Genomic DNA, 22,586 nt, shown 5'->3' with positions numbered 1-22,586 from the left:
AAACTTTTCGGACAGGCTCATTCTTAAACCTTAATTGATTATGTTATTAGAAGAAGAATTTGAAAAAGCCTTAAGTCTAAAAGAAGAGCCTAAATCATCTCTACTAATGATAGATTTAGTACTTTTAGCAAGGAGTGAAAATATTTCTGATAAAGAAATAAAAGCAACATTGCGACATTTATTTGTGAAGTATTATGAAGAAGGTGAGAATAACGATGATGAATCTCGCGATAAAGCTGATAAAATAGCTGACCTATTAGATGCTATAGAATATGATCGTGTTTGAAACAAAGAATATTTTGTACATAGTATAAAACAAAACAAACATAAATATGCAAAATACAACCCATTACAATCAGAGATTGAATATCAATGAACTAAATAACACTGCTAATTTAGAGGAAGCTATAAAAAATGCTGAACATCTGTATATTAGTAACCTATTAGGTGATGAAGAACTTTTGTCTTCTATTAATTCCTATTTAAAGAAGTACAATAAAAAACTTTGGTTGTCTTTAAATAAAAGTACAGAGATGAATCAGGAGAATTTAATACAACTACGCTATTTAACCAATGTAAAGAAACTAAAAATAATTGTATTCAATGGCTTTATAGAGGATTTATCAGAGCTATCGCATATTGATGATTTAGAAGAATTTACAATATATAATAATGTAAAAAAAGGTATATCCTTAGTTCCTTTGGCTAAGTTTAAAAACTTATCATCTTTAAGTTTATATACTGGATTGACTATAAAACAATACGCTGTACTCAATACATTTGAAAAGCTGGAGCATTTGAGCGCTCGAGAAATAGATTTTTCTAAACTCAATAATTTACCTATTAAAGAACTTACTGTTGATAGTAAGTTTATCCATAGTGATTTGATTGCTGAGAAATTTGCTAATATAGAATATATTTCTTTACAGAACTGTAAAGATGTTAGTATAGAAAATATTGCTTCGTTACCTGTGGTTTCTGATGTGCGATTGAGGTATATGCCTCATATTACAAGGCTTGCTTCTTTTAAAAATAAAGAAAATATATTTCATCTCGAATGTGTTCATTTAAAGAATCTTGAGAATATAGAAGCTCTTTTTGAATTAAAGCAACTAAAATATCTGATGATTACAGATTTAGAGAAACTTAAAGCTGAAGATTTTTATAGATTAAAGGAACTTCCTAATTTAAAAGTAGCTTATATAACATTTAAAAATGCAAAAGAAAATGACAAATTCATAACATTTGCTAATACTCATAATTGGATATATAAACAGCCTTCTTTAGCTAAAACAATTCTTTAACCCTACCTTAGAGAAACCTTTGTTTTTGTCAAAATACTTATTATACCAATTTTTTCCGTACTTTTGCCCCTCGATAATATCATCATTTCAAAATGAAGAAGAAAACTACAAATATCACCCCTGTAGAAAACCTTGATGTTCAAGGCGCAAGGGTGCATAACCTCAAAAATATAGACCTTTCCATTCCCCGCGAAAAACTTGTTGTCTTCACTGGGCTTTCTGGTAGTGGCAAGTCTTCATTGGCTTTTGATACTATTTATGCCGAAGGACAACGCCGTTATATCGAGACTTTCTCGGCTTATGCTCGCCAGTTTCTCGGTGGATTAGAGCGCCCCGATGTAGATAAAATCGACGGACTCTCGCCTGTGATTGCTATCGAACAGAAAACTACCTCCAAATCACCGCGCTCTACAGTGGGTACTATCACCGAAATCTACGACTTCTTGCGCCTGCTTTTTGCCCGTGCTTCCGATGCTTATAGCTATGCTACAGGCGAAAAGATGGTAAGTTATACCGATAGCCAAATTCAGGAACTCATTACTAAGGAATACAAAGGCAAACGCATTAACCTATTAGCGCCCGTGGTTCAATCGAGAAAAGGACATTACCGCGAGCTCTTTGAGCAGATTGCCAAACAAGGATTTGTAAAGGTGCGTACCGATGGCGAAATTCGTGATATTGAAAAAGGTATGAAGCTCGACCGTTACAAAACACACGATATTGAAATTGTGATCGACCGTATGCTAATTGATGATACTGACGACACCCAAAAACGCCTACAAGAAAGTATCAAAATTGCAATGAACTACGGCGACGATGTGCTAATGGTTTTAGAACACGACCAAAAAAAAGCTCACTATTTCAGCCGACATTTGATGTGTCCTTCTTCGGGCATCTCATATCCTCTTCCTGAACCTAATACCTTCTCATTCAATTCTCCTAAAGGAATGTGCCCGCACTGCAATGGGTTGGGTGAAGTGCAAGAAATCAACCTCTCCAAGATTATCTCTGATCCTTCTATCTCTATCAAGAACGGCGGGATTACAGCTGTAGGAGAGCAAAAGAATACTTGGATATTCAAACAATTAGAGCTCATTGTACAAAAGTTCGGTCATAAACTCTCCGACCCTATTGAAACGCTTCCTAAAGAAGCAATGGATATTATTCTCTATGGTGGTAAAGATAAATACGCTATCAAATCGGATGTATTAGGCATTACGCGCAATTTTGAAATTGATTTTGAAGGTATCATCAACTTCATCAAAAGCCAGCACGAAAATGCCGATATGGCAGCTATCAAGCGCTGGGCTGAAGAGTTTATGGATACTATTCCTTGCGAGGAATGTCACGGCACTCGCTTGCGTAAAGAGGCGCTTTACTTTAAAATAGCTGATAAAAATATAGCTGAACTATCAGCCTTAGATATTGCAGATTTATTGGCGTGGTTCAGATCTCTACCTGAGCATCTCTCTACCAAACAACGCAAAATAGCAGAAGAAATTATCAAAGAGATCACCACCCGACTCCAATTCCTCATAGACGTAGGGCTTACTTATTTAGTTCTTAACAGAAGTTCTAAATCATTGTCTGGAGGAGAAGCTCAGCGTATCAGACTGGCAACACAGATAGGTTCTCAACTCACAGGGGTACTCTATATACTCGATGAACCTAGCATTGGTTTGCATCAGCGAGATAACAAACGGCTTATCAACTCGCTGAAATCGCTCAGAGATATTGGCAACTCAGTAATTGTGGTAGAACACGATGAAGAGATGATACAAGAAGCCGATTATGTAGTGGATATAGGACCTAAAGCGGGCGTAAATGGAGGGGATATCATCTTTCAAGGAACGCCTAAAGAGTTGCTAAAAGCAAATACCATCACCGCCGACTATATGAGTGGGAGAAAGAAGATTGAAATACCCGCCCAAAGGCGCAAAGGCAACGGCAAAGAAATCATCTTAAAAGGCTGTACGGGCAACAACTTGAAGAACATAACCGTAAAGTTCCCCTTAGGGGTAATGATAGGGGTAACAGGTGTATCGGGAAGTGGAAAATCAACGCTTATTAACGAGACTCTGTACCCTATCTTAAACGCTCACTTCTTTAATGGCGTAAAAAAACCGATGCCTTACAAAAGTATTGAAGGCTTAGAACATATTGATAAGGTAATCGATATCGACCAGTCACCTATTGGGCGTACACCACGTTCAAATCCCGCTACCTACACAGGTGTTTTCAGTGAGATACGCAACCTCTTCACCCAAGTACCCGAAGCACAAATACGTGGCTACAAACCAGGTAGATTTAGTTTCAACGTGAAAGGCGGTAGATGCGAAACCTGCGAAGGCTCAGGCTTAAAGGTGATTGAAATGAACTTCCTACCCGATGTGTATGTGCCTTGCGAAACTTGTAAAGGAAAACGCTTCAACCGCGAGACGCTTGAAGTGAGATACAAAGGGAAATCTATTGCCGATGTGCTGGATATGACCATAAGTGAAGCAGTAAAATTCTTTGAACCTATCCCTAAAATATACCGCAAACTAAAAACTATTGAAGAGGTAGGTTTAGGCTACATCACTTTAGGGCAACAATCTACTACCCTTTCAGGAGGAGAAGCCCAACGAGTGAAGTTAGCTACAGAGCTTTCTAAAATAGACACGGGCAATACTTTTTATATATTAGATGAACCCACCACAGGACTCCATTTCGAAGATGTGAAAGTACTCCTCGAAGTACTCGACCGTTTAGTAGATAAGGGCAATACTGTTCTGGTGATAGAGCACAACCTCGATGTTATCAGAAAAGTAGATTATATCATAGATATAGGGCACGATGGGGGTAAAGCAGGTGGCGAAGTAATAGCCTTTGGTACTCCTGAAGAAGTGGCTAAAAACAAGAAGAGTTTCACTGCCGAGTACCTAAAATAAAAAGGGCGTGCTGTTAAAGCACGCCTCTTCTTTATAAAGATTTTTCTATTTGATCCGCTATATTTTCAAACAAATCGTTCTTTGTTTTTTCGTATAATTCGCGGAACTTCTTAGCGTATTCTTTAGGAAAAGACTTCCAAAAGTTTTCATCTTCTATTATGTTATTATAATAATAGTGGTATCCTTTAGGTATCTTTGCTATCGACTCATATAGCACTTCAAACTTGTTAGGTATATTGCTTTTCGCAATAAGGTAGTACAGAATTTCTTTCTTATAAATAGATGCTTTAGGAAGTATTTCCAAAATAAGTTTGTTAAGACGAGAACTATTTTCTTCTAAATTAGAAAGAACTTTAAGAGCTTCTAAACTGTAATTATCATCGCATTTCTTAAGGCTTAACAGATAATTATAGAATAAATCAGCCCAACGTGAGTCTATTTTATCAGGTGTAATAGGACGTAATTTTTTATAGAAAAAACCTACGGCATATCCCCCTTTAGTCCCTGCTAATCCTTCTATAGCATCATAATGAGCAAGTACCTTTCCAAATTGAGGAGCAAAAATCTCATAGATTTTCTCTTTGCTATATTCGGCTTCTCCGTTAAGAATACGATAAAAATAATCAGTGAAAAGAGGATATGCCCAATCACTATGTACTAATGTATCAGTGTATTGTTCATAAAAAGATATGATTTTCTCTTGTTTAAATGTATCTAATACATCTACAAGACGCGGTATAATATGATAGTTAGTAACCGAACGCTTCTTAGCCATCACATTGAAGAGTTTATTACCAAACATTTCTCCCAAAAGTGCATAAGTCTCAGGGTAATCTTTATATTTCAACACTTCCAACTCTATAGGCAAACGTTCAAAAGCTGCTACTACGGCTTTCTCGTCAGAGTCATCCATTGCAAGTAATGCTTCAAAGTATTCACGCACTTTTTGAACAAACGACTGATAGTGCGAGGGTAGCGGAACTGTAGCAATAGCATTTGCTAAGAGTTCCGCATTTCCTTTCTGTTTGTTGTTGCTGTACAATTCGTAAAGTTTGTCAATACTGCGTTGCGTACCGAGTTTGGCTAATGCTTTATAAGCTGCTCCTCGTACCACTTTATTCTTATCACTTGCCAAACTGATGATAAAGTCTTCTGTTTTTTCATCTTTCTTGTCTGAAAGTATAATGACTGCTTCAGCTTGTAGGTTAGGCAGGTTTTCAGCAAATATTTTATCTACCAAAACATCTATTCCTTCATAACCTAATTGGTGTAGCAAACGCAATCGGCGTATGTGTTCTGTTTTGTCCTCCAAACGAAAGTCTAATAAAAGAAAGGGGAGCATTGCTTTCCCACAAGTAGGGATAATAGTTTCCTCTACATAATCGGCAAGTTCGGTGTATTTATCTGCTAAAGCATAACTCAAGTAACCATAAGTCCGCGAATCGTCAAACAGCTTGCGTTCAAAAGCATCTTTAAGCACCTCTAAGCGTCCCGACTTGCTCTCAGTAAGAGCTTGTAACACACGTTTCAGCTGTAAATAAGAATAGGTAGTATTCACATCTGCTAAAGCGATAGTGGGAACCTGCTCGCTCTTTTCGGCTTCAGCCTCTACAGTAACACCTTGTGTGTAGAGTACTGAATAGAGCAAAGTAGCGACATTCAATAACTTTTCGGCAGCTTGTGTGCTTTCTACTTGTAGCAAAGATTCTACTTCTTGGGCTAACTTATTGAATACAGGAGCTTTTTCGCCTAACTTTTTCAGTATAGGAACGTGCTTCTGTAGGCGTGGGTCATTCTTCGCAAACTTACTTCCCGCTATAAACAAGCGATTCAGTTCTTGTTGTAAATCGTATAAGGGTTTCATTTTAATCTGCTATTTAACTGATTTCTCAATCTCATCTGCTATGTCTTCAAATACATTTAGCTTGTTCTTCTTTGCCAAAGCTCTAAACTTTTCTACATATTCCTTAGGAAACTGATTCCAGAAATCTGCATTAGAAAGATAGTAAAGATAGTAATAAGAATTACCTGATTTTACTCTCTCTAAGGTATGATAAATCAGCTCAAACTTATTAGGCAAATTGCGCTTTAATACCAAGTGAAACAACCATATCATATCATCTGAATACGATTGAGACAGAGCTTTCAAGAGTAAATCATCTAATCTTTGACTGGTTCCTTCTAAAGCATCAAGTACAAAGAGTGCTCTATAGGTATAATTGTTGTTGAGCTTCTTAAGACTGTTGATGAAAGAGTACAGAGTAGTCACCCAGCGAGGGTCTAACCTATCTACTCTCACTTCCGATTCTTTGCGAGCATTATAAGCATAAGCTCCTGCAATACCGCTAAAAGCCTCTAAAATATTATCTGTAGCAGCTGATTTTCCCAATTGAGAACTGAATACCTCAAAGAGCTTTTCTTTGCTGTAGTTCTTATTCTTGAAAGCACTACAGAAATAGTTAATCCACATATCGCTATAGCCATTGGTATAGGTGAGAAGTTGCTTATGGGTATCATAAAAGGCGAGCACTTTATCGCTGTTCAAGGTATTTAATACCCCCATCATATTGGTAGCGGTAGGGTCATACGTATTCTTGAATACTTTCTTGCGTCGTGCATTAAACTCTTTGTTCTGCAACATCTCCGCAAAGAGTGTATACACTCCCTCACAATCCTTATTTGCCAAAATATCTATATCAATAACAAAGCGTTCAAAAGCTGCGCTAAGCGCTTTCTCATCTGAATCATCTATGGTTAATAACTGCTGATAACGCTCTTGTATTTTCTCCACAAATGGCAGGAAATACTCAGGAGCAGCTACTTTGGCGATAGCTTCTGCCAAGAGCTCTGCATTGCCTTTCTGCTTGTTGGTGTTGTACAATTCGTAGAGCTTATCAATACTGCGTTGCGTACCGAGTTTTGCTAAGGCACTATATGCTGCTCCTCGTACTGCTTTGTTCTTATCACCCGTCAAACTGATGATAAATGCTTCGGTTTGTTCATCCTTCTTGTCTGCTATAATATTAATAGCTTCTGCTTGCAGATTGGGGAGATTTTCACTAAATATTTTGTCTACTAAGGTGCCTATTTCTGCATATCCTAATTGGTGTAACAAGCGTAATCGGCGTACATTCTCATTTTTGTCTTCTAAACGGAAGTCGGCAATGAGGAAAGGGAGCATCGCTTTTCCACAAGCAGGAATAATAGTGTTTTCAACGTAATAAGTGAGCTCTGAATACTTGTCAGCTAAAGCATAACTCAAGTACCCATAAGTGCGTGAATCGTCAAATACCTTGCGTTCAAAGGCATCTTGCAATATTTCCAAACGGCCAGAGTTGCTTTGGGTAAGGGCTTGTAGTACAGGTTTCAGCTGTAAATAGGAATAGGTAGTATTCACATTCGCCAATTGTATTGTAGGGATTTGGCTTTCTTTTGTAGCCTCTGTCTCTACAGTAACGCCTTGAGTATAGAGCACTGAATAGAGTAAAGTAGAAACACTCAATAGTTTTTCGGCAGCTTGTGTGCTCTCTACTTGTAGCAAAGCTTCTACTTCTTGGGCTAATTTATTGAATACAGGAGCTTTTTCGCCTAACTTTTTCAGTATAGGGATGTGCTTCTGTAGGCGTGGGTCGTTCTTAGCAAGCTTACTTCCCGCTATAAACAAGCGGTTCAGTTCTTGTTGTAAATCGTATAAAGGCTTCATAATAATTGACAATTGATAATTAACAATTAACCCAAAGTCCGCATTAAAATAATTATTTGCTAATAAATACTTGCTTTTGCGGATTGTCCCCTTTTGGGGAACGGGGGCTTTTTAGCTATCGTATAATTTAGTATTAGTAGAGTAGTCTAATTACTTTCTCTGCTGTGATAAGTGAAAGTGGTTGCGCTGATAGCAATCCACTGGCTACATCGTTGTGCATCATTACCACAAGGGAAAGCCCCTCGGCATTCGCTGGCAAAAACGACTTCAGATTGCCCGTTGGTGATACAGCGCCTTCCTCAATATCTCTTAGGGTGATAGCAAAACCATTAGCATCTTCTACTACCAAATCCTCCCCTACTCTATAAGCCTCATGTAACGCCAAAAGCACTACAGGGTGTTTATCCATTAGCGGATTCTTAATAGTGTTCTTTACAGCCTTTATCATCTCGGCAAATTGCCCCGAAGCAAAACCTTTCACTGTTGCAAGGTCAGCTTGTGTTAGCCCACGCTCTGAAGCTCCATCAGCCTCCCAACGAATACGCGGATTGGTATCTCCAGGATAGATGTAAAGGTCTTTTAGTTGCAACACACTGAACACACTATTGTCTTCTTTAATATACTTCGCAGCTTTATAAGGACGATAGTTCAACGTTTTATAGATTTTACCCGTTTTGAGATTGAGCCATACACCCTCATCTACATACTCTTTGCGCGCCTCGTTGTCATAACTGTTGAATGACAATTGTACTAAAGAAGCATTCTCTTCATATTGCCCATATTGCATTAACTCAACGAGTTTCCACACATAGCCTATTTGCTCTTCAATTGCTGAAGACAGTTCAGGCGATCCTTCAGGGTCTTCCTTGCGCGCCTTGAGGTAGTCAGTCGCTTTTTTAAGCAAAGCTGAAAGATAGTTTAAGTTGTCTACCACCGCAGTATATTCCTCATTCTTTACCTCCTCAATAGAAAGCAACAGATTGTTGAAAGCCGTTTGAATACCTCCTATGTAGTAGTTTCCTAAGTCTTTTATCTGTGTTTTGAGAGTCGCACGCATTTTAGCATCCACTGATGAAAGCCCCGTATTCACCATATCGCGCAACAGCTTTTGGGCAGTTTCGATACCAGTGAGCTGGGCATCAACCTTCTTAGTGAAAGCCGCCTTATTCACCTTCTTAGGCTTCTCGGCTTTCTCTTTGATAGATTCCTTTTCTTGGGCTTTTTTCTCTTGTTTCTTCTCTATCTTCTCACGTTTAGAGAGAATGTCCTCAGGTACTTCTCCTTCGGTAAACTGACCTGCATTCGCTTCAAAACAGTAAAGCAAACCCACAGAGTGTTTACACGGAAACTGACGACTCGGACAGTTACAGCGGAATACAGGGTTATTAGGGTCTATATAATCAGCTGAACAGTAGTAAGGATTCTTCCCACTCCCTGCGCATTCACCCCATATAAGGTTCTTTTCTGCGTTGATTTTTAAGTTGCTGAATTTGTTTTTCTTCACCAACTCACGCCCTTTTTTAGCCGCCTCAGCATTGGGGGCAAGCTCTTCAATCTTCTGTTGCGTTACTTCTATCATATTTTATATTGTGATTTTTATATACTTTAAAGCGCAAAGATACTAAAAACAATCTAAAAAGCAAGTATTACTCTTTTGAACTCTATCTAATATCAATCAACCATCCAAAGTGTGATTCTTCCTATAAAGCTGTATGTTCTTCAGGTACTTCATCAAATTTCTTATCGTCCTTAAAGGCTGAAATGGGAATAATATCGCCTGAAACAGGCTCTATAATCCGGATATCATTGCCATTATTCCTATTTACATAAAGAATATAATACGTTTCAAACCTAATAGAACTATCATACCCTATCCTTATCTCATAAAACTCTTCACCGTCAATAGCAGCAGTATCCGAAAAATAACTAATACCCCTCTTTCCATCCGAAATCGTCTCTATATACTTAGCCACTCGTTTAGCCAAAGGCAAAGCAAGCACTCTATCCTCAGCTTCTTCTAAACTGATATAAGCCGAAGTATCTTTCACAACAAGTGAATCAACAGCAGCTGCAGCTCCCTTAGCCTCCTGACTACCAAACCATTGACAGCCTAAAAGACCACCAATACATAGTAATAATAAAATCTTTACCTTATTCATAATGTAACTTATTACTTAAAAAAAGTGTACAAAAATATAATAAAATCTTCAATTACAAAATTTCACCCTTAAATTACCAATAAATTCACTCTTTTTCTTATTTTCTATTTATAAATATTTTGTACCTTTGCCCCCAATTTACAAATCAGCTAATATACAAATCGACAAATAAACACTATGCCTTTACAACAAGAAATACAAAAGCGCCGTACCTTTGGCATCATATCTCACCCCGATGCCGGAAAAACTACCCTCACCGAAAAACTTCTACTCTTCGGAGGGGCTATACAAGAAGCCGGCGCCGTAAAATCAAATAAAATAAAAAAAGGAGCTACCTCCGACTTTATGGAAATTGAACGCCAACGCGGAATTTCCGTTGCTACTTCAGTACTCGCTTTCAATTATAAAGAACATAAAATAAACATCTTAGACACCCCTGGTCACAAGGATTTCGCCGAAGACACCTTCCGCACTCTCACCGCTGTCGATAGTGTCATCGTAGTCATCGACGTCGCCAAAGGGGTAGAAGAGCAAACCGAAAAGCTCGTCGAAGTATGCCGTATGCGTAACATCCCTATGATTGTCTTCATCAACAAGTTAGACCGTGAAGGGAAAGACGCCTTCGACCTCTTAGACGAAGTAGAGCAAAAACTCGGCTTAAAGGTAACACCACTGAGTTTTCCCATCGGAATAGGCTATGATTTCAAAGGAATTTATAACATTTGGGAGAAGAATATCAACCTATTTTCTGGCGACAGCCGAAAGAATATAGAAGAAACTATCGCCTTCAACGACATCAATAGCCCTGAATTAGAGAAGATAATATCCGAATGTTCTGCGGCAAACCTTCGTTCCGATTTGGAATTAGTATATGAAGTATATCCAAAATTCGACCGTGAAGCCTACCTCAATGGAGAGCAGCAACCCGTTTTCTTTGGATCGGCACTCAACAATTTTGGCGTACGTGAGTTACTCGATTGCTTTGTCGAAATCGCCCCTTCACCACGTCCCAAAGCCAGCGAAGAGCGCATCGTAAACCCCGATGAACCCTCCTTCACAGGTTTCGTCTTCAAGATTCACGCCAATATGGACCCTAACCACCGCGATCGTTTGGCTTTTGTAAAGATTGTTTCAGGCACTTTTGAACGCAACAAACCCTATTTACACACGCGCCTTGGCAAGAAGCTGAAGTTCTCCAGCCCGAATGCTTTCTTTGCCGAAAAGAAAGAAGTAGTGGATATATCTTATGCAGGGGATATTGTAGGCTTACACGATACAGGAAATTTCAAAATAGGAGATACACTCACCGAAGGCGAAATGCTACACTTCAAGGGAATACCGAGTTTCTCTCCAGAGCATTTCCGTTACATCAACAACGCCGATCCACTGAAATCCAAACAATTAGAAAAGGGCATCGACCAGCTAATGGACGAAGGGGTAGCACAGCTCTTCAAGTTAGATTTCAATGGTCGCAAGGTCATCGGAACGGTAGGAGCGCTTCAATATGAGGTCATTCAATACCGATTGGAGCACGAATACGGAGCGAAGTGTAGTTATGAAAACTTTCCTATCTACAAAGCCTGCTGGGTAGAAGCGCCCGAAAACCCTAAAGACCCCGAATATCTCGATTTCCTACGCGTAAAACAGAAGTTCTTAGCACGCGACAAACAGAACCAATTAGTCTTCCTCGCCGACTCCGCATTCTCTATCGAGATGGTAAAACAAAAATACCCGAACCTGAAGCTACACTTCACATCCGAGTACTAACCCCTGACCCCTGACACCTGACACCTATTACCTACCCCCTGTTACCTGAATAAACGTTTCCTCCAAGTCTCTATGTTTATGGTTGATTTGGAGGATTTTCAATCCGTTCTCCTTAGCAAAGTCAAACACAACAGGGCGCATATCTTCCTCAGTGTCAAAGGTGATTTGATATAAGAAATCATATACATTCTGTGCTGCCGACACATTAGGCAAAGCGCGTAAAAGGCGTTCCTCTACACGGAAATCGAACGCTACCTCTATCACTTGTTCCTTGCCTTGCAGCTCACTCATCTTCTTATCAAGCACTATATTGCCTTGGTGCAGTACGATTACCCTATCCGCAACCGCCTGAATTTCCTGCATAATATGCGACGAAAGCAAAACCGTCTTCTCTTTGCCAAGCTCCTTAATAATATGCCGTATCTCAACCAACTGATTTGGGTCAAGTCCTGTTGTTGGCTCATCAAGAATGAGTATCTCAGGATCGTGAATAAGAGCTGAAGCGAGTCCCACACGTTGGCGATAACCTTTTGAGAGTGCCTCTATCTTTTTATTGCTCTCTGGTGTGAGTCCCGTAAGGGCAATCACCTCCTCCACTCTACTCTTAGGCACGTTGGAATATAAGTCAGCGGTGAAACGCAAATATTCCCTCACATACATTTCGGTATACAGAGGATTATGTTCAGGCAAATAGCCAATAGTCTTCTGTGCCTCAATAGGATGCTGAAGCATATCAATACCGTTAATAGTAACCGAGCCACTGGTAGGGATCAAAGCCCCCGTGATCATCTTCATTGTTGTAGATTTCCCTGCTCCATTAGGACCTAAAAAACCGGTAATTTCTCCCTTTTGGAGCTCAAAGCTAATAGCATTTACAGCCGTTTGCTGTCCATATTTCTTTGTTAATTGATTGACTGTTACTGACATTTCATTTTATTTTGGGCTCAAAAGTACAATATTTCTTTATTCTAACAAATTATTTCTAAATATATTTTAATTTCTCCCATCACTCCCACCATCTGCCCGTGCGGCTCACCCTCCCCCCAGTTCCTCCGAGTTTCTCCCACCGCTCCCACCGCTCCCACCACTTCCACCACTCTCTTTTCCGGATTGTCCCCCTTCGGGGGCTCGGGGGCTATCCCACCGCTCCCATATCAATTGTCATTTGTCATTTGTTAATTGTTAATTATTTTGTACCTTTGCCCCCTAATAAATCATTATATCACTTTTTTATGAAGAAAATAACACTTGTAATATTAGCTTTCTTATTGCTCACTCCCGTAGCAAGAGCTGATGAAGGAATGTGGTTTTTGATGTTCATCGAACGTCTCAACCAAAGAGATATGCAGAAGTTAGGATTACAACTCACTGCGCAAGAAATTTATAGCATCAATAACAACAGTCTCAAAGATGCTATCGTACAATTTAATGGAGGTTGTACAGCGAGTATCATCTCCAAAGATGGATTGGTACTCACTAACCACCACTGTGGTTATGGCAATATTGCCCAGCTTTCTACCCCCGAAAGCAACCACTTAAAGAACGGATTCTGGGCGCGTTCTCACGCCGAAGAACTCTCCCCTAAACAATCATTCGTCCGTTTCTTCGTCCGTATGGACAATGTAACCGATCGTATGTTAGCAGCTGTTACTCCCTCAATGAGCGAAAAAGAACGCGAAGCCGCTCTCAACCAAGAAATGTCTAAAATACAAAAAGAAAACAGCGAAGGTGGTAAATATGTAGTTTCTGTGCGTTCATTCTTCCAAGGTAATGAATATTATTACTTTGTATATCAAGATTTCAAAGATGTACGCCTCGTAGGTACCCCTCCTGAAAACATCGGAAAATTCGGTGGTGATACCGACAACTGGGAATGGCCTCGCCAAACAGGTGATTTCTCTCTCTTCCGTGTATACACTGATAAAGATGGAAATGCCGCCGACTATTCTCCTAACAACATTCCTCTTAAAGCCAAACGTTACCTTAAAGTGAGCCTCAAAGGCGTACAAGATAAGGACTTTGCGATGATTATGGGATACCCTGGACGCACCAATCGTTGGGAAAGCTCTTATTGGGTAGATCAAAAAGTAAAATATGCTTATCCTGCTTGGGTCGAAGCCTCTAAAACAGCAATGGATGCAATGAAACGCTATATGGATAAAGACGATGCCGTACGTTTGCAATACGCCTCTTTATACTCTCAATTAGCCAACTATTGGAAAAACCGCCAAGGTATGATTGATGCCCTTACAGCCCATAAAACAGCCGCTGAAAAACGCAAAACCGAAGCTATTTTTGGAAAATGGGCTAACAAAACCGAAAATAAAGCCGAATACGGCGAAGTGCTCAACACTTTGGCTAAATATTTTGAGAAGACAAACTTGCGCTCTGCCGATGAGAACTACGTGAGTATCTTGTCCCGCGCTTCTTTCTTTATCAAAATACCTTCCCTATACATCAACACTGTCGCTGCCGCCCAACGTGGTGGTATGCCCGAAACCAACTTGCAAAACAGAATTGACAACATCCTTGCTAATTACGATAAGATAAACGCTAATGTCGAAAAAGAAATCCTTGCTGATATGTTGCAACTCTATGCCAACAAGGGGAATAATGTACCTGCTTTGCTAAAAGATGTTAAAACCAAATACAAAGGTAACTTCCTCAAGTATGTCAATGAACTCTTAGCAGGTAGCATTTACCGCAGTAAAGAAGCCTTACAAGCTAATACACAACGCGATGTAGAAGAACTCTTAAAAGACCCTTTATTGCAACTCGCTGAAGCCCTTGTCGAAGACTTCCGTTCACCTTCTCAAGAGATTATAGACTTAGAAGACAGCTATGCCAAAGCGTACCGCAAGTTCGTAAAAGGAATGCGCGATTCTAAAATTAGCACAATCTTGTATCCTGATGCTAATTCCACCTTGCGCCTTACCTATGGTACAGTAAGTCCATTGGCTGCCGATAAACGCAACCCCGATGTAAAAAAGAACTACTATACCACTTTCAAATCTTTAATGGCTAAATACAAAAAAGGCGACCCTGAGTTCGATATGTCTCAACGTATGCTCGACCTTTATAAAAAGAAAGAGTTTGGTAGATATATAGACAAAGATGGCTCTATGCACGTAAACTTCCTTACCAACAACGACATTACTGGCGGTAACTCTGGATCACCCGTGATGAATGGCAAAGGAGAACTCATAGGTCTCGCTTTCGATGGTAATATCGAAGCAATGGCAGGCGATGTAATTTTTGATAAACAACTACAGCGCACCATCAATGTCGATATCCGCTATGTACTTTGGGTAATTGATATTTATGCCAATGCTAAAAACATCATCAACGAAATTGAAACAGTACAATAAAGAGTAGAAATTAGAAATTAGGAGTTAGAGGATAGGTTAATCCCTATCCCCTGACACCTGATACCTGATCCCTGACCCCTTATGCCTAACTTATCAAACTACACAAAAGAATTTAAATACAACTTCAAGATTGCTTACCCCGTCATTTTAGGAATGTTGGGGCACACCTTTGTAGGTTTTGTCGATAATGTAATGGTAGGCAAAGTAGGCATTACCGAGCTCGGTGCCGCTGCTTTGGGAAATACCGCTATCTTTATCGCTATGTCCTTCGCTATAGGCTTCTCGGTGGCTACTACTTCCTTAGTAGCAATGAATGATGAAGCTGGCGATAAACAAACCGTGCAATCCATTCTCAACCATAGTATGCTGCTCAATATCATACTCAGCACGGTACTTTTCTTGCTGATGTTCTTTGTCGAACCAGTGATGAGAATCACAGGACAAAGTGAAAATGTAATCGCTTTAGCAGTCCCCTACACTCATTTGGTTGCCTTTTCATTGATACCTTTAGGCGTATTCAGCACTTTCAAACAATTCGCCGATGGTCTTTCTATGACCAAATATGCAATGTATGTTACCTTATTGGCAAACCTTATCAATATATTTGGTAATTATCTCTTCATCTATGGCAATTGGGGTTGCCCAAAATTAGGCGTATTAGGTGCTGGAGTAGGAACGCTCATTTCGCGTATAGCAATGCCTATAATGCTCTATTATATGCTCAAGTATTTACCTAAAACTAAAGAATACGTTACTCATATCAGTTTCAAAAACATAACTGAACCAATGATAAGAAAAATAAGCAACATCGGGCTACCTACAGGATTACAGATGATTTTTGAAACAGGTATTTTCTCTGCTGCTATATGGATAAGCGGTGTATTGGGCGAAAACCAACTCTCAGCTAACCAAATAGCTCTCAACCTATCAAGTATGACTTTTATGGTTGCTAACGGCTTAGGTATCACAGCTATGATACGTGTCGGCAATCAGTTAGGAGCTAAAAACTATGTCAATTTACGTCGGGTAGCCTTTTCTGTATTCTTATTAGTGTTGTGTACCCAAGTCTTTTTTGCAGGACTCTTAGCCTTATTACGCGATTGGTTACCCTCATTGTATTTGGAAATGGACAATATCGAAAAAGCAGCTACCAATGCAGCTGTAATAAGCGAAGCTGCTAATCTATTATTGATTGCTGCTATTTTCCAAATCTCCGATGGATTACAAGTTACAGCTCTTGGGGCATTGCGTGGAGTCCAAGATGCTAAAATTCCTATGGTCATTACCTTTATAGCCTATTGGCTCATTGCCTTCCCTATTCTTTGTTTTTTAGGGCTTCACACTTCTTTAGGTACTATGGGTATTTGGATAGGATTACTCACAGGACTCACTGCTGTTGCTATATGCCTCTTGTATAGGTTCAACCATATCAGCTTGCGACTCATCGTCAACCGCCATAAATTACCCAATTAACAAATTGCCTAATTGACAAATTATTATTACCTTTGCACGCTCTTTAATTTAAAAAACGAATATGAAAGCAGGAATTGTTGGACTGCCCAACGTGGGAAAGTCTACTCTATTTAATTGTTTATCAAATGCTAAAGCTCAAAGTGCCAACTTCCCGTTTTGCACTATAGAACCTAATTTAGGGGTAGTAAACGTACCCGATCCCCGTTTAGAAAAACTCGAAACTCTTGTAAAACCTGAACGTGTATTACCTGCAACCGTAGAAATTGTAGACATCGCAGGTCTTGTAAAAGGTGCGAGCAAAGGTGAAGGTTTAGGCAACCAATTTTTAGGAAATATACGTGAGTGTAATGCTATTATCCACGTGTTGCGCTGCTTTGAAAACGACAATATCGTACACGTCGATGGCAGTGTAGACCCCATCCGCGATAAAGAAACTATTGATATAGAACTACAACTAAAAGACCTCGAAACTGTCGAAAAACGCCTCGAAAAAGTAACCCGTGCTGCCAAAGCTGGCGATAAAAAAGCCGCTAAGGAAATGGACTTGCTCAATCGTGTGAAAGACGCTTTGCTCACTGGCGTTTCTGCCCGCGCTGTACAAGTAGCCGACGATGAAAAAGAATTATTAGAGAGCTTTCAATTGCTCACTGCTAAACCTGTGTTATACGTGTGTAATGTCGATGAAAAATCAGCTAAAAATGGTAATGCTTATGTAGAACGTGTAAGAGAAGTGGTGAAAAATGAAGAAGCCGAAATCATCGTCTTAGCTGTAGCTACTGAAGCTGATATTACCGAATTAGAAAGCTATGAGGAACGCCAAATGTTCTTGGAAGATATAGGATTAGACGAGCCAGGCGCTTCTAAATTGATTCGTGCAGCTTATCATTTGCTAAACTTGCAAACTTACTTCACCGCAGGAGTAAAAGAAGTACGCGCTTGGACAATCCACAAAGGAGATACGGCTCCTCAAGCTGCTGGCGTTATCCATACCGATTTCGAAAAAGGATTCATCCGCGCCGAAGTAATTGCTTATGATGATTTCATCACCTATGGCAGCGAAGCCAAAGTAAAAGAAGCTGGAAAAATGCGCGTCGAAGGTAAAGAATATATTGTAAAAGATGGTGATATTATGCACTTCCGCTTCAACGTATAACCAAAATTGCTAATTATAAATATTTCATTATATGAGAAAAAAAATTGTAGCAGGTAACTGGAAAATGAACAACAACCTCAACAAATCGTTAGCCCTCATTTCCGACCTATTGAAAAAAGTACCTCAAACTGATGCCGAGGTAATGATTGCCCCTACCTTTGTAAACCTTATCCCAGCAGTAGACGCTGCTAAAGGTAGTAAAATCGAAGTGATTGCCCAAAATATGCACTTTGCCGAAAGCGGTGCTTATACTGGTGAGATTTCAGCTGAAATGTTGAATAGTATTGGCGTAAAAACCACTATTTTAGGTCACTCCGAACGCCGTGCTTACTTCAACGAAACCGACGAAAGTTTGGCTAAAAAAGTAGATACTGCTCTCAAACACAATATGCGTGTAGTATTCTGCATCGGTGAAGAATTAGCCGATCGTAAAGCTAACAAACACTTCGACGTTGTAGGTAGCCAAATCAAAAACGGCTTGTTCCACTTGCCTGCTGAGGCTTGGCAACACATCGTATTGGCTTATGAACCCGTATGGGCAATTGGTACAGGCGAAACTGCAACCCCAGAACAAGCGCAAGAAATCCACCACTTCATCCGCAAAACTATCGCTGATAAATATGGTAAAGAAGTAGCTGATAAAGTATCTATCTTGTATGGTGGTAGCGTAAAACCTGATAATGCTAAAGAAATCTTCGCTAAAGAAGACGTTGATGGCGGTCTCATCGGAGGCGCTGCCCTCAAAGCCGATGATTTTGTTACTATCATCAAAAGTATTTAATTGTTATTGTTAATACACAAACTTTGTCAAAGTTCTCTGGGACTTTGACAAAGTTCACTGCTTTCAATCTAAAAAATGTTACAAAACGACTTATTCCTTAGAGTACTCAACGGCGAAACTACCCAACGTCCTCCCGTATGGATGATGCGACAAGCAGGCAGATATCTACCTGAATTTAGAGCTTTACGCGACAAATACGACTTCTTCACGCGTTGCCAAACCCCTGAGTTGGCAGCCGAAATTACCGTACAACCTGTCGATATAGTAGGTGTAGATGCCGCTATCTTATTTTCCGATATATTGGTAGTACCCCAAGCAATGAACATACCTTTTGAAATGAAGAAAGGTGTCGGACCTTGGTTGCCTAACCCTATTCGTACTGCTAAGGATGTAGTGCAAGTAACAATTCCTAATATCCAAGAGCGTTTGGGGTATGTGATAGAAGCTGTCAAACTTACCAAACAAATGCTCAACAATCGTGTACCTCTCATCGGTTTTGCTGGATCTCCTTGGACGATACTCTGTTATGCCGTCGAAGGGGCTGGTTCACGCGACTATGCTACTGCCAAAGAGTTTTGCTTCACGCAACCTGAGTTAGCGCATCAACTATTGCAAAAAATTACCGATACTACCATTCTCTACCTCAAAGAAAAAGTAAAAACAGGTGTCGATGCCGTACAATTGTTCGATAGCTGGGGGGGCGTTTTAGCCCCTGACGACTATCGTACTTTTTCTTGGCAATACCTTAACCAAATAGTAGAAGCACTTGCTCCGCTTACCAAAGTGATAGTGTTTGCTAAAGGTTGTTGGTATGCCCTCCCCGAAATGGCTACTTCTAAAGCCGCTGCTTTAGGTGTCGATTGGACTTGTGCTCCAAAAACAGCACGTCAGCTCACGGGTGGCAATAAAGTACTACAAGGTAACTTCGACCCTTCACAGTTGCTCGCTCCTCCTGCTCAAATTAAGAAAAAAGTAAAAGAAATGATCGCTGCTTTTGGCAAAGACCACTACATCGCTAACTTAGGACACGGCATCCTGCCTAATGTCCCCGTTGAAAACGCTATCGCCTTTGTAGAAGCTGTAAAAGAATATCATTAAGAAAAAAATATGAAATTAAAACACGCATTCCTTATTATTCTGTTGGTACTTATCATCGACCAATGGAGCAAAATATACATCAAAACACACTTTATCCTCAACGAAGCCGTAACCGTTTTCAGTTGGTTTCAAATATACTTTGTAGAAAACGAAGGTGCAGCTTGGGGTACTAAAATACCCGGTGAATACGGCAAACTCATTCTTACCCTCTTTCGCATTGTAGCGGTAATAGGTATCGGTTATTGGCTGGTATCGGCAGTGAGAAAGCAACAACCTAAGATACTTATCATTTGTATTTCTTTGATATTGGCAGGAGCACTGGGCAATATCATCGATTCGGTGTTTTACGGCATAATTTTCGACCATAGTTATGGTAACATTGCTACCCTATTTGCTGAAAATCCTTACGGAACCCTCTTGCACGGCAAAGTGGTGGATATGTTCTACTTCCCTATTATCGATACTACACTTCCCAGCTGGGTACCCATTTGGGGAGGCGAACGCTTTCGTTTCTTCGAGCCCGTGTTCAATGTGGCTGACTCTGCAATATGTATAGCAGTGGGGCTGATGATTTTATATCACAAAAAGATATTTCCTAAAAACTAAATGAATACAAAAACACTTGAAGACTTAGAGTTCCCCATTGTACTCTCTCATTTGTCTGACCTTTGCCTTACTGAACTCGGCAAGAAATACGCCTTACGTATCAAACCTTTCGACAATCAGGAGAGCCTGTTATTGGCACTGAATCAAACCAATGAATACTTATCGTCTTTTGATAATAACAACACAATCCCTTCACACTATTGCGAATCTATCACTTCCGAAATTAAACTTCTATCTATTGAAAACGCTTTGTTAGAAGTGTCGAGCATTAGGAAGATTCATCGTATCAGCGAGGTTGTAAATACCCAAATTCTCTTCTTTAAGAAGTTCAAAACGCTATACCCTACCCTTTTCGAAACGGCTGATAGTATCGAGTATACTACCGAACTGCTGAACGCTATCGATAAAGTGCTGGACAAGTACGGCGAGATAAAAAACGAAGCCTCTCCTACGCTTGGCAATATACGTCGTGAGCTGAGTGCCTTGAAAGGAAAACTAAACGAAAGTTTCAACCGTGCTCTCGCCGAGTATAACACTGCCGACTATCTCGATGATATCCGCGAGACCGTAGTAGAAAACCGTCGCGTGCTGGCAGTGAAAGCGATGTACCGCCGAAAAGTACAAGGCACCGTATGGGGGAGCTCAAAAACGGGTAGCATAGTGTATATAGAACCGCGACAAACCGAAATCTACTCTCGAGAACTCTCCAATTTGCTTTATGACGAAAAAGAGGAAATCCAGCGTATATTAAGAGAACTTACCGCCTTCATCAGTCAGTTTGCCGACCTGCTGAAAGACTATCAGCGATACATCACAGCCGTTGATATTATTTGCGCCAAAGCTAAGTACGCTCACCAAATGAACGCCCTTTTGCCAAAAATCACTCAGGAGCGCGAACTATTCCTCCGTGAAGCATATCACCCTTTGCTGTACCTGAGCAATGCCAAAAAAGGTGTTACTACCTTCCCTCAAACCATAGAACTGAATGATGAAAATCGTATTATCGTCATCTCGGGACCTAATGCGGGCGGAAAGAGTATTACGCTTAAAACCATTGGCTTATTGCAATTAATGTTACAAAGTGGAATGCTGGTTCCGGTGCATCATCGTTCTAAAATGTGTTTATTTGAACGCATTCTTACCGATATCGGCGATAACCAATCTATTGAAAACCACCTTAGCACATACAGCTACCGACTCAAAAATATGAATTACTTCCTCAAAAAGTGTAACCACCGCACCTTGTTTTTGATAGATGAGTTCGGGACAGGTAGCGACCCCGAATTAGGAGGTGCTTTGGCTGAAATATTCTTAGAAGAGTTCTACCACCGAAAGGCTTTTGGGGTGATTACCACACATTACACCAACTTAAAAATGCTGGCAGATGAATTGCCCCACGCCAGCAATGCCAATATGCTTTTCAACGATAAAACCTTAGAGCCCATTTATAAGCTGATAATAGGCGAAGCGGGAAGTTCTTTCACTTTTGAAGTAGCGCAGAAAAACGGCATTCCGTTTAGCCTCATCAATCGGGCTAAGAAAAAAATAGAGAAAGGAAAAGTGCGTTTTGATGCCACTATCGCCAAATTGCAGAAAGAACGCTCCAAAATGGAAAAAACTGCCGAAACCCTGAAAGATGAGGAAACCAAAGCCCGCGAAGAAGCCAAACGTTTGGAAGAACTCAATGATAAAATAAAAAGCAAACTCGTAAATTATCAAGAGCTCTATGACCAAAGCCAACGTATGATTACCTTAGGTAGTAAGGTAGACCAGATAGCCGAACGTTATTTCTACGATGGTAAGCGTCGCCCTTTGGTATCCGAATTTCTTAAACTCATTGAAATGGAAAATGCCAAGCGCAAACAAATGAGCAAAGAGGAACGCACCAAGCAAAAAGAGGAGAAAAAAACTACTACCCAAGAAGTTCATAAGCAAATGGAGGCTATCCGCCAGCAACGCAAAGAAGAGAAGAAAGAGCGCATTGCCCAAGAACGCGCCGAAAAGGAAAAGCTACAACGCGCCCTTTCAGTAGGCGACCGTGTGCGCATTAAAAACAGCCGGAGCGTGGGAAGTATCGATAAGATTGAAAAAGGCAAAGCCATAGTAAATTACGGGGCGTTTACTACCTCTGTTTCTTTGGACGAATTGGAGCTCGTACAGAAAATAAGATAATTTTATCGAAATTTTATTTGCTACGTAAAATATAATTGCTAATTTTGCATCATTCTAAATTAATAACTATAT

The 22,586-nt window shown here is 40.1% G+C and carries 16 protein-coding genes; 11 read left to right on the top strand and 5 right to left on the bottom strand.

Annotated elements, in window-relative coordinates; genetic code table 11:
- Nucleotides 1-40: 40 nt before the first annotated feature.
- From JMN12_RS14650 to uvrA, 3 genes are all read left to right on the top strand, one after another.
- On the top strand, nucleotides 41-286 hold the full coding sequence (locus JMN12_RS14650) for a hypothetical protein (protein ID WP_088594179.1): 246 nt from the start codon (nucleotides 41-43) through the stop codon (nucleotides 284-286).
- A 46-nt stretch (nucleotides 287-332) separates the two neighbouring features.
- Entirely contained in the window at nucleotides 333-1,304 is a 972-nt protein-coding gene (locus JMN12_RS14645) for a hypothetical protein (protein ID WP_088594178.1), read from the top strand.
- A 92-nt stretch (nucleotides 1,305-1,396) separates the two neighbouring features.
- A complete protein-coding gene (gene uvrA, locus JMN12_RS14640; RefSeq protein WP_203140009.1) occupies nucleotides 1,397-4,234 on the top strand; it encodes an excinuclease ABC subunit UvrA in 2,838 nt (945 codons plus the stop codon).
- A 31-nt stretch (nucleotides 4,235-4,265) separates the two neighbouring features.
- Here uvrA and JMN12_RS14635 read toward each other — a convergent pair whose 3' ends face one another.
- The 4 genes from JMN12_RS14635 to JMN12_RS14620 form a co-directional block, all read right to left on the bottom strand.
- Complete coding sequence (locus JMN12_RS14635) at nucleotides 4,266-6,098, bottom strand: HEAT repeat domain-containing protein (RefSeq protein ID WP_088594176.1); 1,833 nt, start codon at nucleotides 6,096-6,098, stop codon at nucleotides 4,266-4,268.
- A gap of 9 nt (nucleotides 6,099-6,107) precedes the next feature.
- Nucleotides 6,108-7,937 (bottom strand): HEAT repeat domain-containing protein, encoded by a 1,830-nt coding sequence (locus JMN12_RS14630; RefSeq protein WP_203140007.1) that lies wholly within the window; start codon nucleotides 7,935-7,937, stop codon nucleotides 6,108-6,110.
- A 133-nt stretch (nucleotides 7,938-8,070) separates the two neighbouring features.
- Nucleotides 8,071-9,516, bottom strand: coding sequence for an SWIM zinc finger domain-containing protein (locus tag JMN12_RS14625; protein WP_203140005.1), 1,446 nt, complete (start codon nucleotides 9,514-9,516; stop codon nucleotides 8,071-8,073).
- A gap of 121 nt (nucleotides 9,517-9,637) precedes the next feature.
- Nucleotides 9,638-10,096 carry a hypothetical protein gene (locus JMN12_RS14620; RefSeq protein WP_203140004.1) on the bottom strand — a complete coding sequence of 153 codons (459 nt, stop codon included), beginning with the start codon at nucleotides 10,094-10,096 and terminating at the stop codon, nucleotides 9,638-9,640.
- Between the two features lie 177 nt (nucleotides 10,097-10,273).
- On the opposite strand from JMN12_RS14620, the gene JMN12_RS14615 reads away from it, so the two are divergent.
- On the top strand, nucleotides 10,274-11,863 hold the full coding sequence (locus JMN12_RS14615; protein ID WP_203140002.1) for a peptide chain release factor 3: 1,590 nt from the start codon (nucleotides 10,274-10,276) through the stop codon (nucleotides 11,861-11,863).
- Nucleotides 11,864-11,890: 27 nt separating this feature from the next.
- On the opposite strand, the gene gldA is transcribed toward JMN12_RS14615, so the two are convergent.
- Nucleotides 11,891-12,790 (bottom strand): gliding motility-associated ABC transporter ATP-binding subunit GldA, encoded by a 900-nt coding sequence (gene gldA / locus JMN12_RS14610; protein ID WP_203140000.1) that lies wholly within the window; start codon nucleotides 12,788-12,790, stop codon nucleotides 11,891-11,893.
- 305 nt (nucleotides 12,791-13,095) lie between these two features.
- Here gldA and JMN12_RS14605 point away from each other — a divergent pair, with 305 nt between their 5' ends.
- From JMN12_RS14605 to JMN12_RS14575, 7 genes are all read left to right on the top strand, one after another.
- Entirely contained in the window at nucleotides 13,096-15,231 is a 2,136-nt protein-coding gene (locus JMN12_RS14605) for a S46 family peptidase (protein WP_088594171.1), read from the top strand.
- A gap of 81 nt (nucleotides 15,232-15,312) precedes the next feature.
- Complete coding sequence (locus JMN12_RS14600) at nucleotides 15,313-16,704, top strand: MATE family efflux transporter (RefSeq protein WP_203139998.1); 1,392 nt, start codon at nucleotides 15,313-15,315, stop codon at nucleotides 16,702-16,704.
- A 61-nt stretch (nucleotides 16,705-16,765) separates the two neighbouring features.
- Nucleotides 16,766-17,857, top strand: coding sequence for a redox-regulated ATPase YchF (gene ychF, locus JMN12_RS14595; RefSeq protein WP_009413663.1), 1,092 nt, complete (start codon nucleotides 16,766-16,768; stop codon nucleotides 17,855-17,857).
- Nucleotides 17,858-17,888: 31 nt separating this feature from the next.
- The gene (tpiA, locus tag JMN12_RS14590) at nucleotides 17,889-18,638 is read left to right on the top strand and encodes a triose-phosphate isomerase (RefSeq protein WP_203139996.1); all 750 of its coding nucleotides are present in this window, start codon (nucleotides 17,889-17,891) and stop codon (nucleotides 18,636-18,638) included.
- A 75-nt stretch (nucleotides 18,639-18,713) separates the two neighbouring features.
- On the top strand, nucleotides 18,714-19,736 hold the full coding sequence (hemE, locus tag JMN12_RS14585; protein WP_203139994.1) for a uroporphyrinogen decarboxylase: 1,023 nt from the start codon (nucleotides 18,714-18,716) through the stop codon (nucleotides 19,734-19,736).
- A 9-nt stretch (nucleotides 19,737-19,745) separates the two neighbouring features.
- A complete protein-coding gene (locus JMN12_RS14580; protein WP_009411097.1) occupies nucleotides 19,746-20,342 on the top strand; it encodes a lipoprotein signal peptidase in 597 nt (198 codons plus the stop codon).
- Nucleotides 20,343-22,514, top strand: coding sequence for an endonuclease MutS2 (locus JMN12_RS14575; RefSeq protein WP_203139992.1), 2,172 nt, complete (start codon nucleotides 20,343-20,345; stop codon nucleotides 22,512-22,514).
- Nucleotides 22,515-22,586: the final 72 nt, after the last annotated feature.

The organism is Capnocytophaga genosp. AHN8471 (assembly GCF_016806945.1).
GTDB classification, from domain to species: Bacteria; Bacteroidota; Bacteroidia; order Flavobacteriales; family Flavobacteriaceae; genus Capnocytophaga; species Capnocytophaga periodontitidis.
This window is presented reverse-complemented; position numbering and strand designations above follow the sequence as displayed.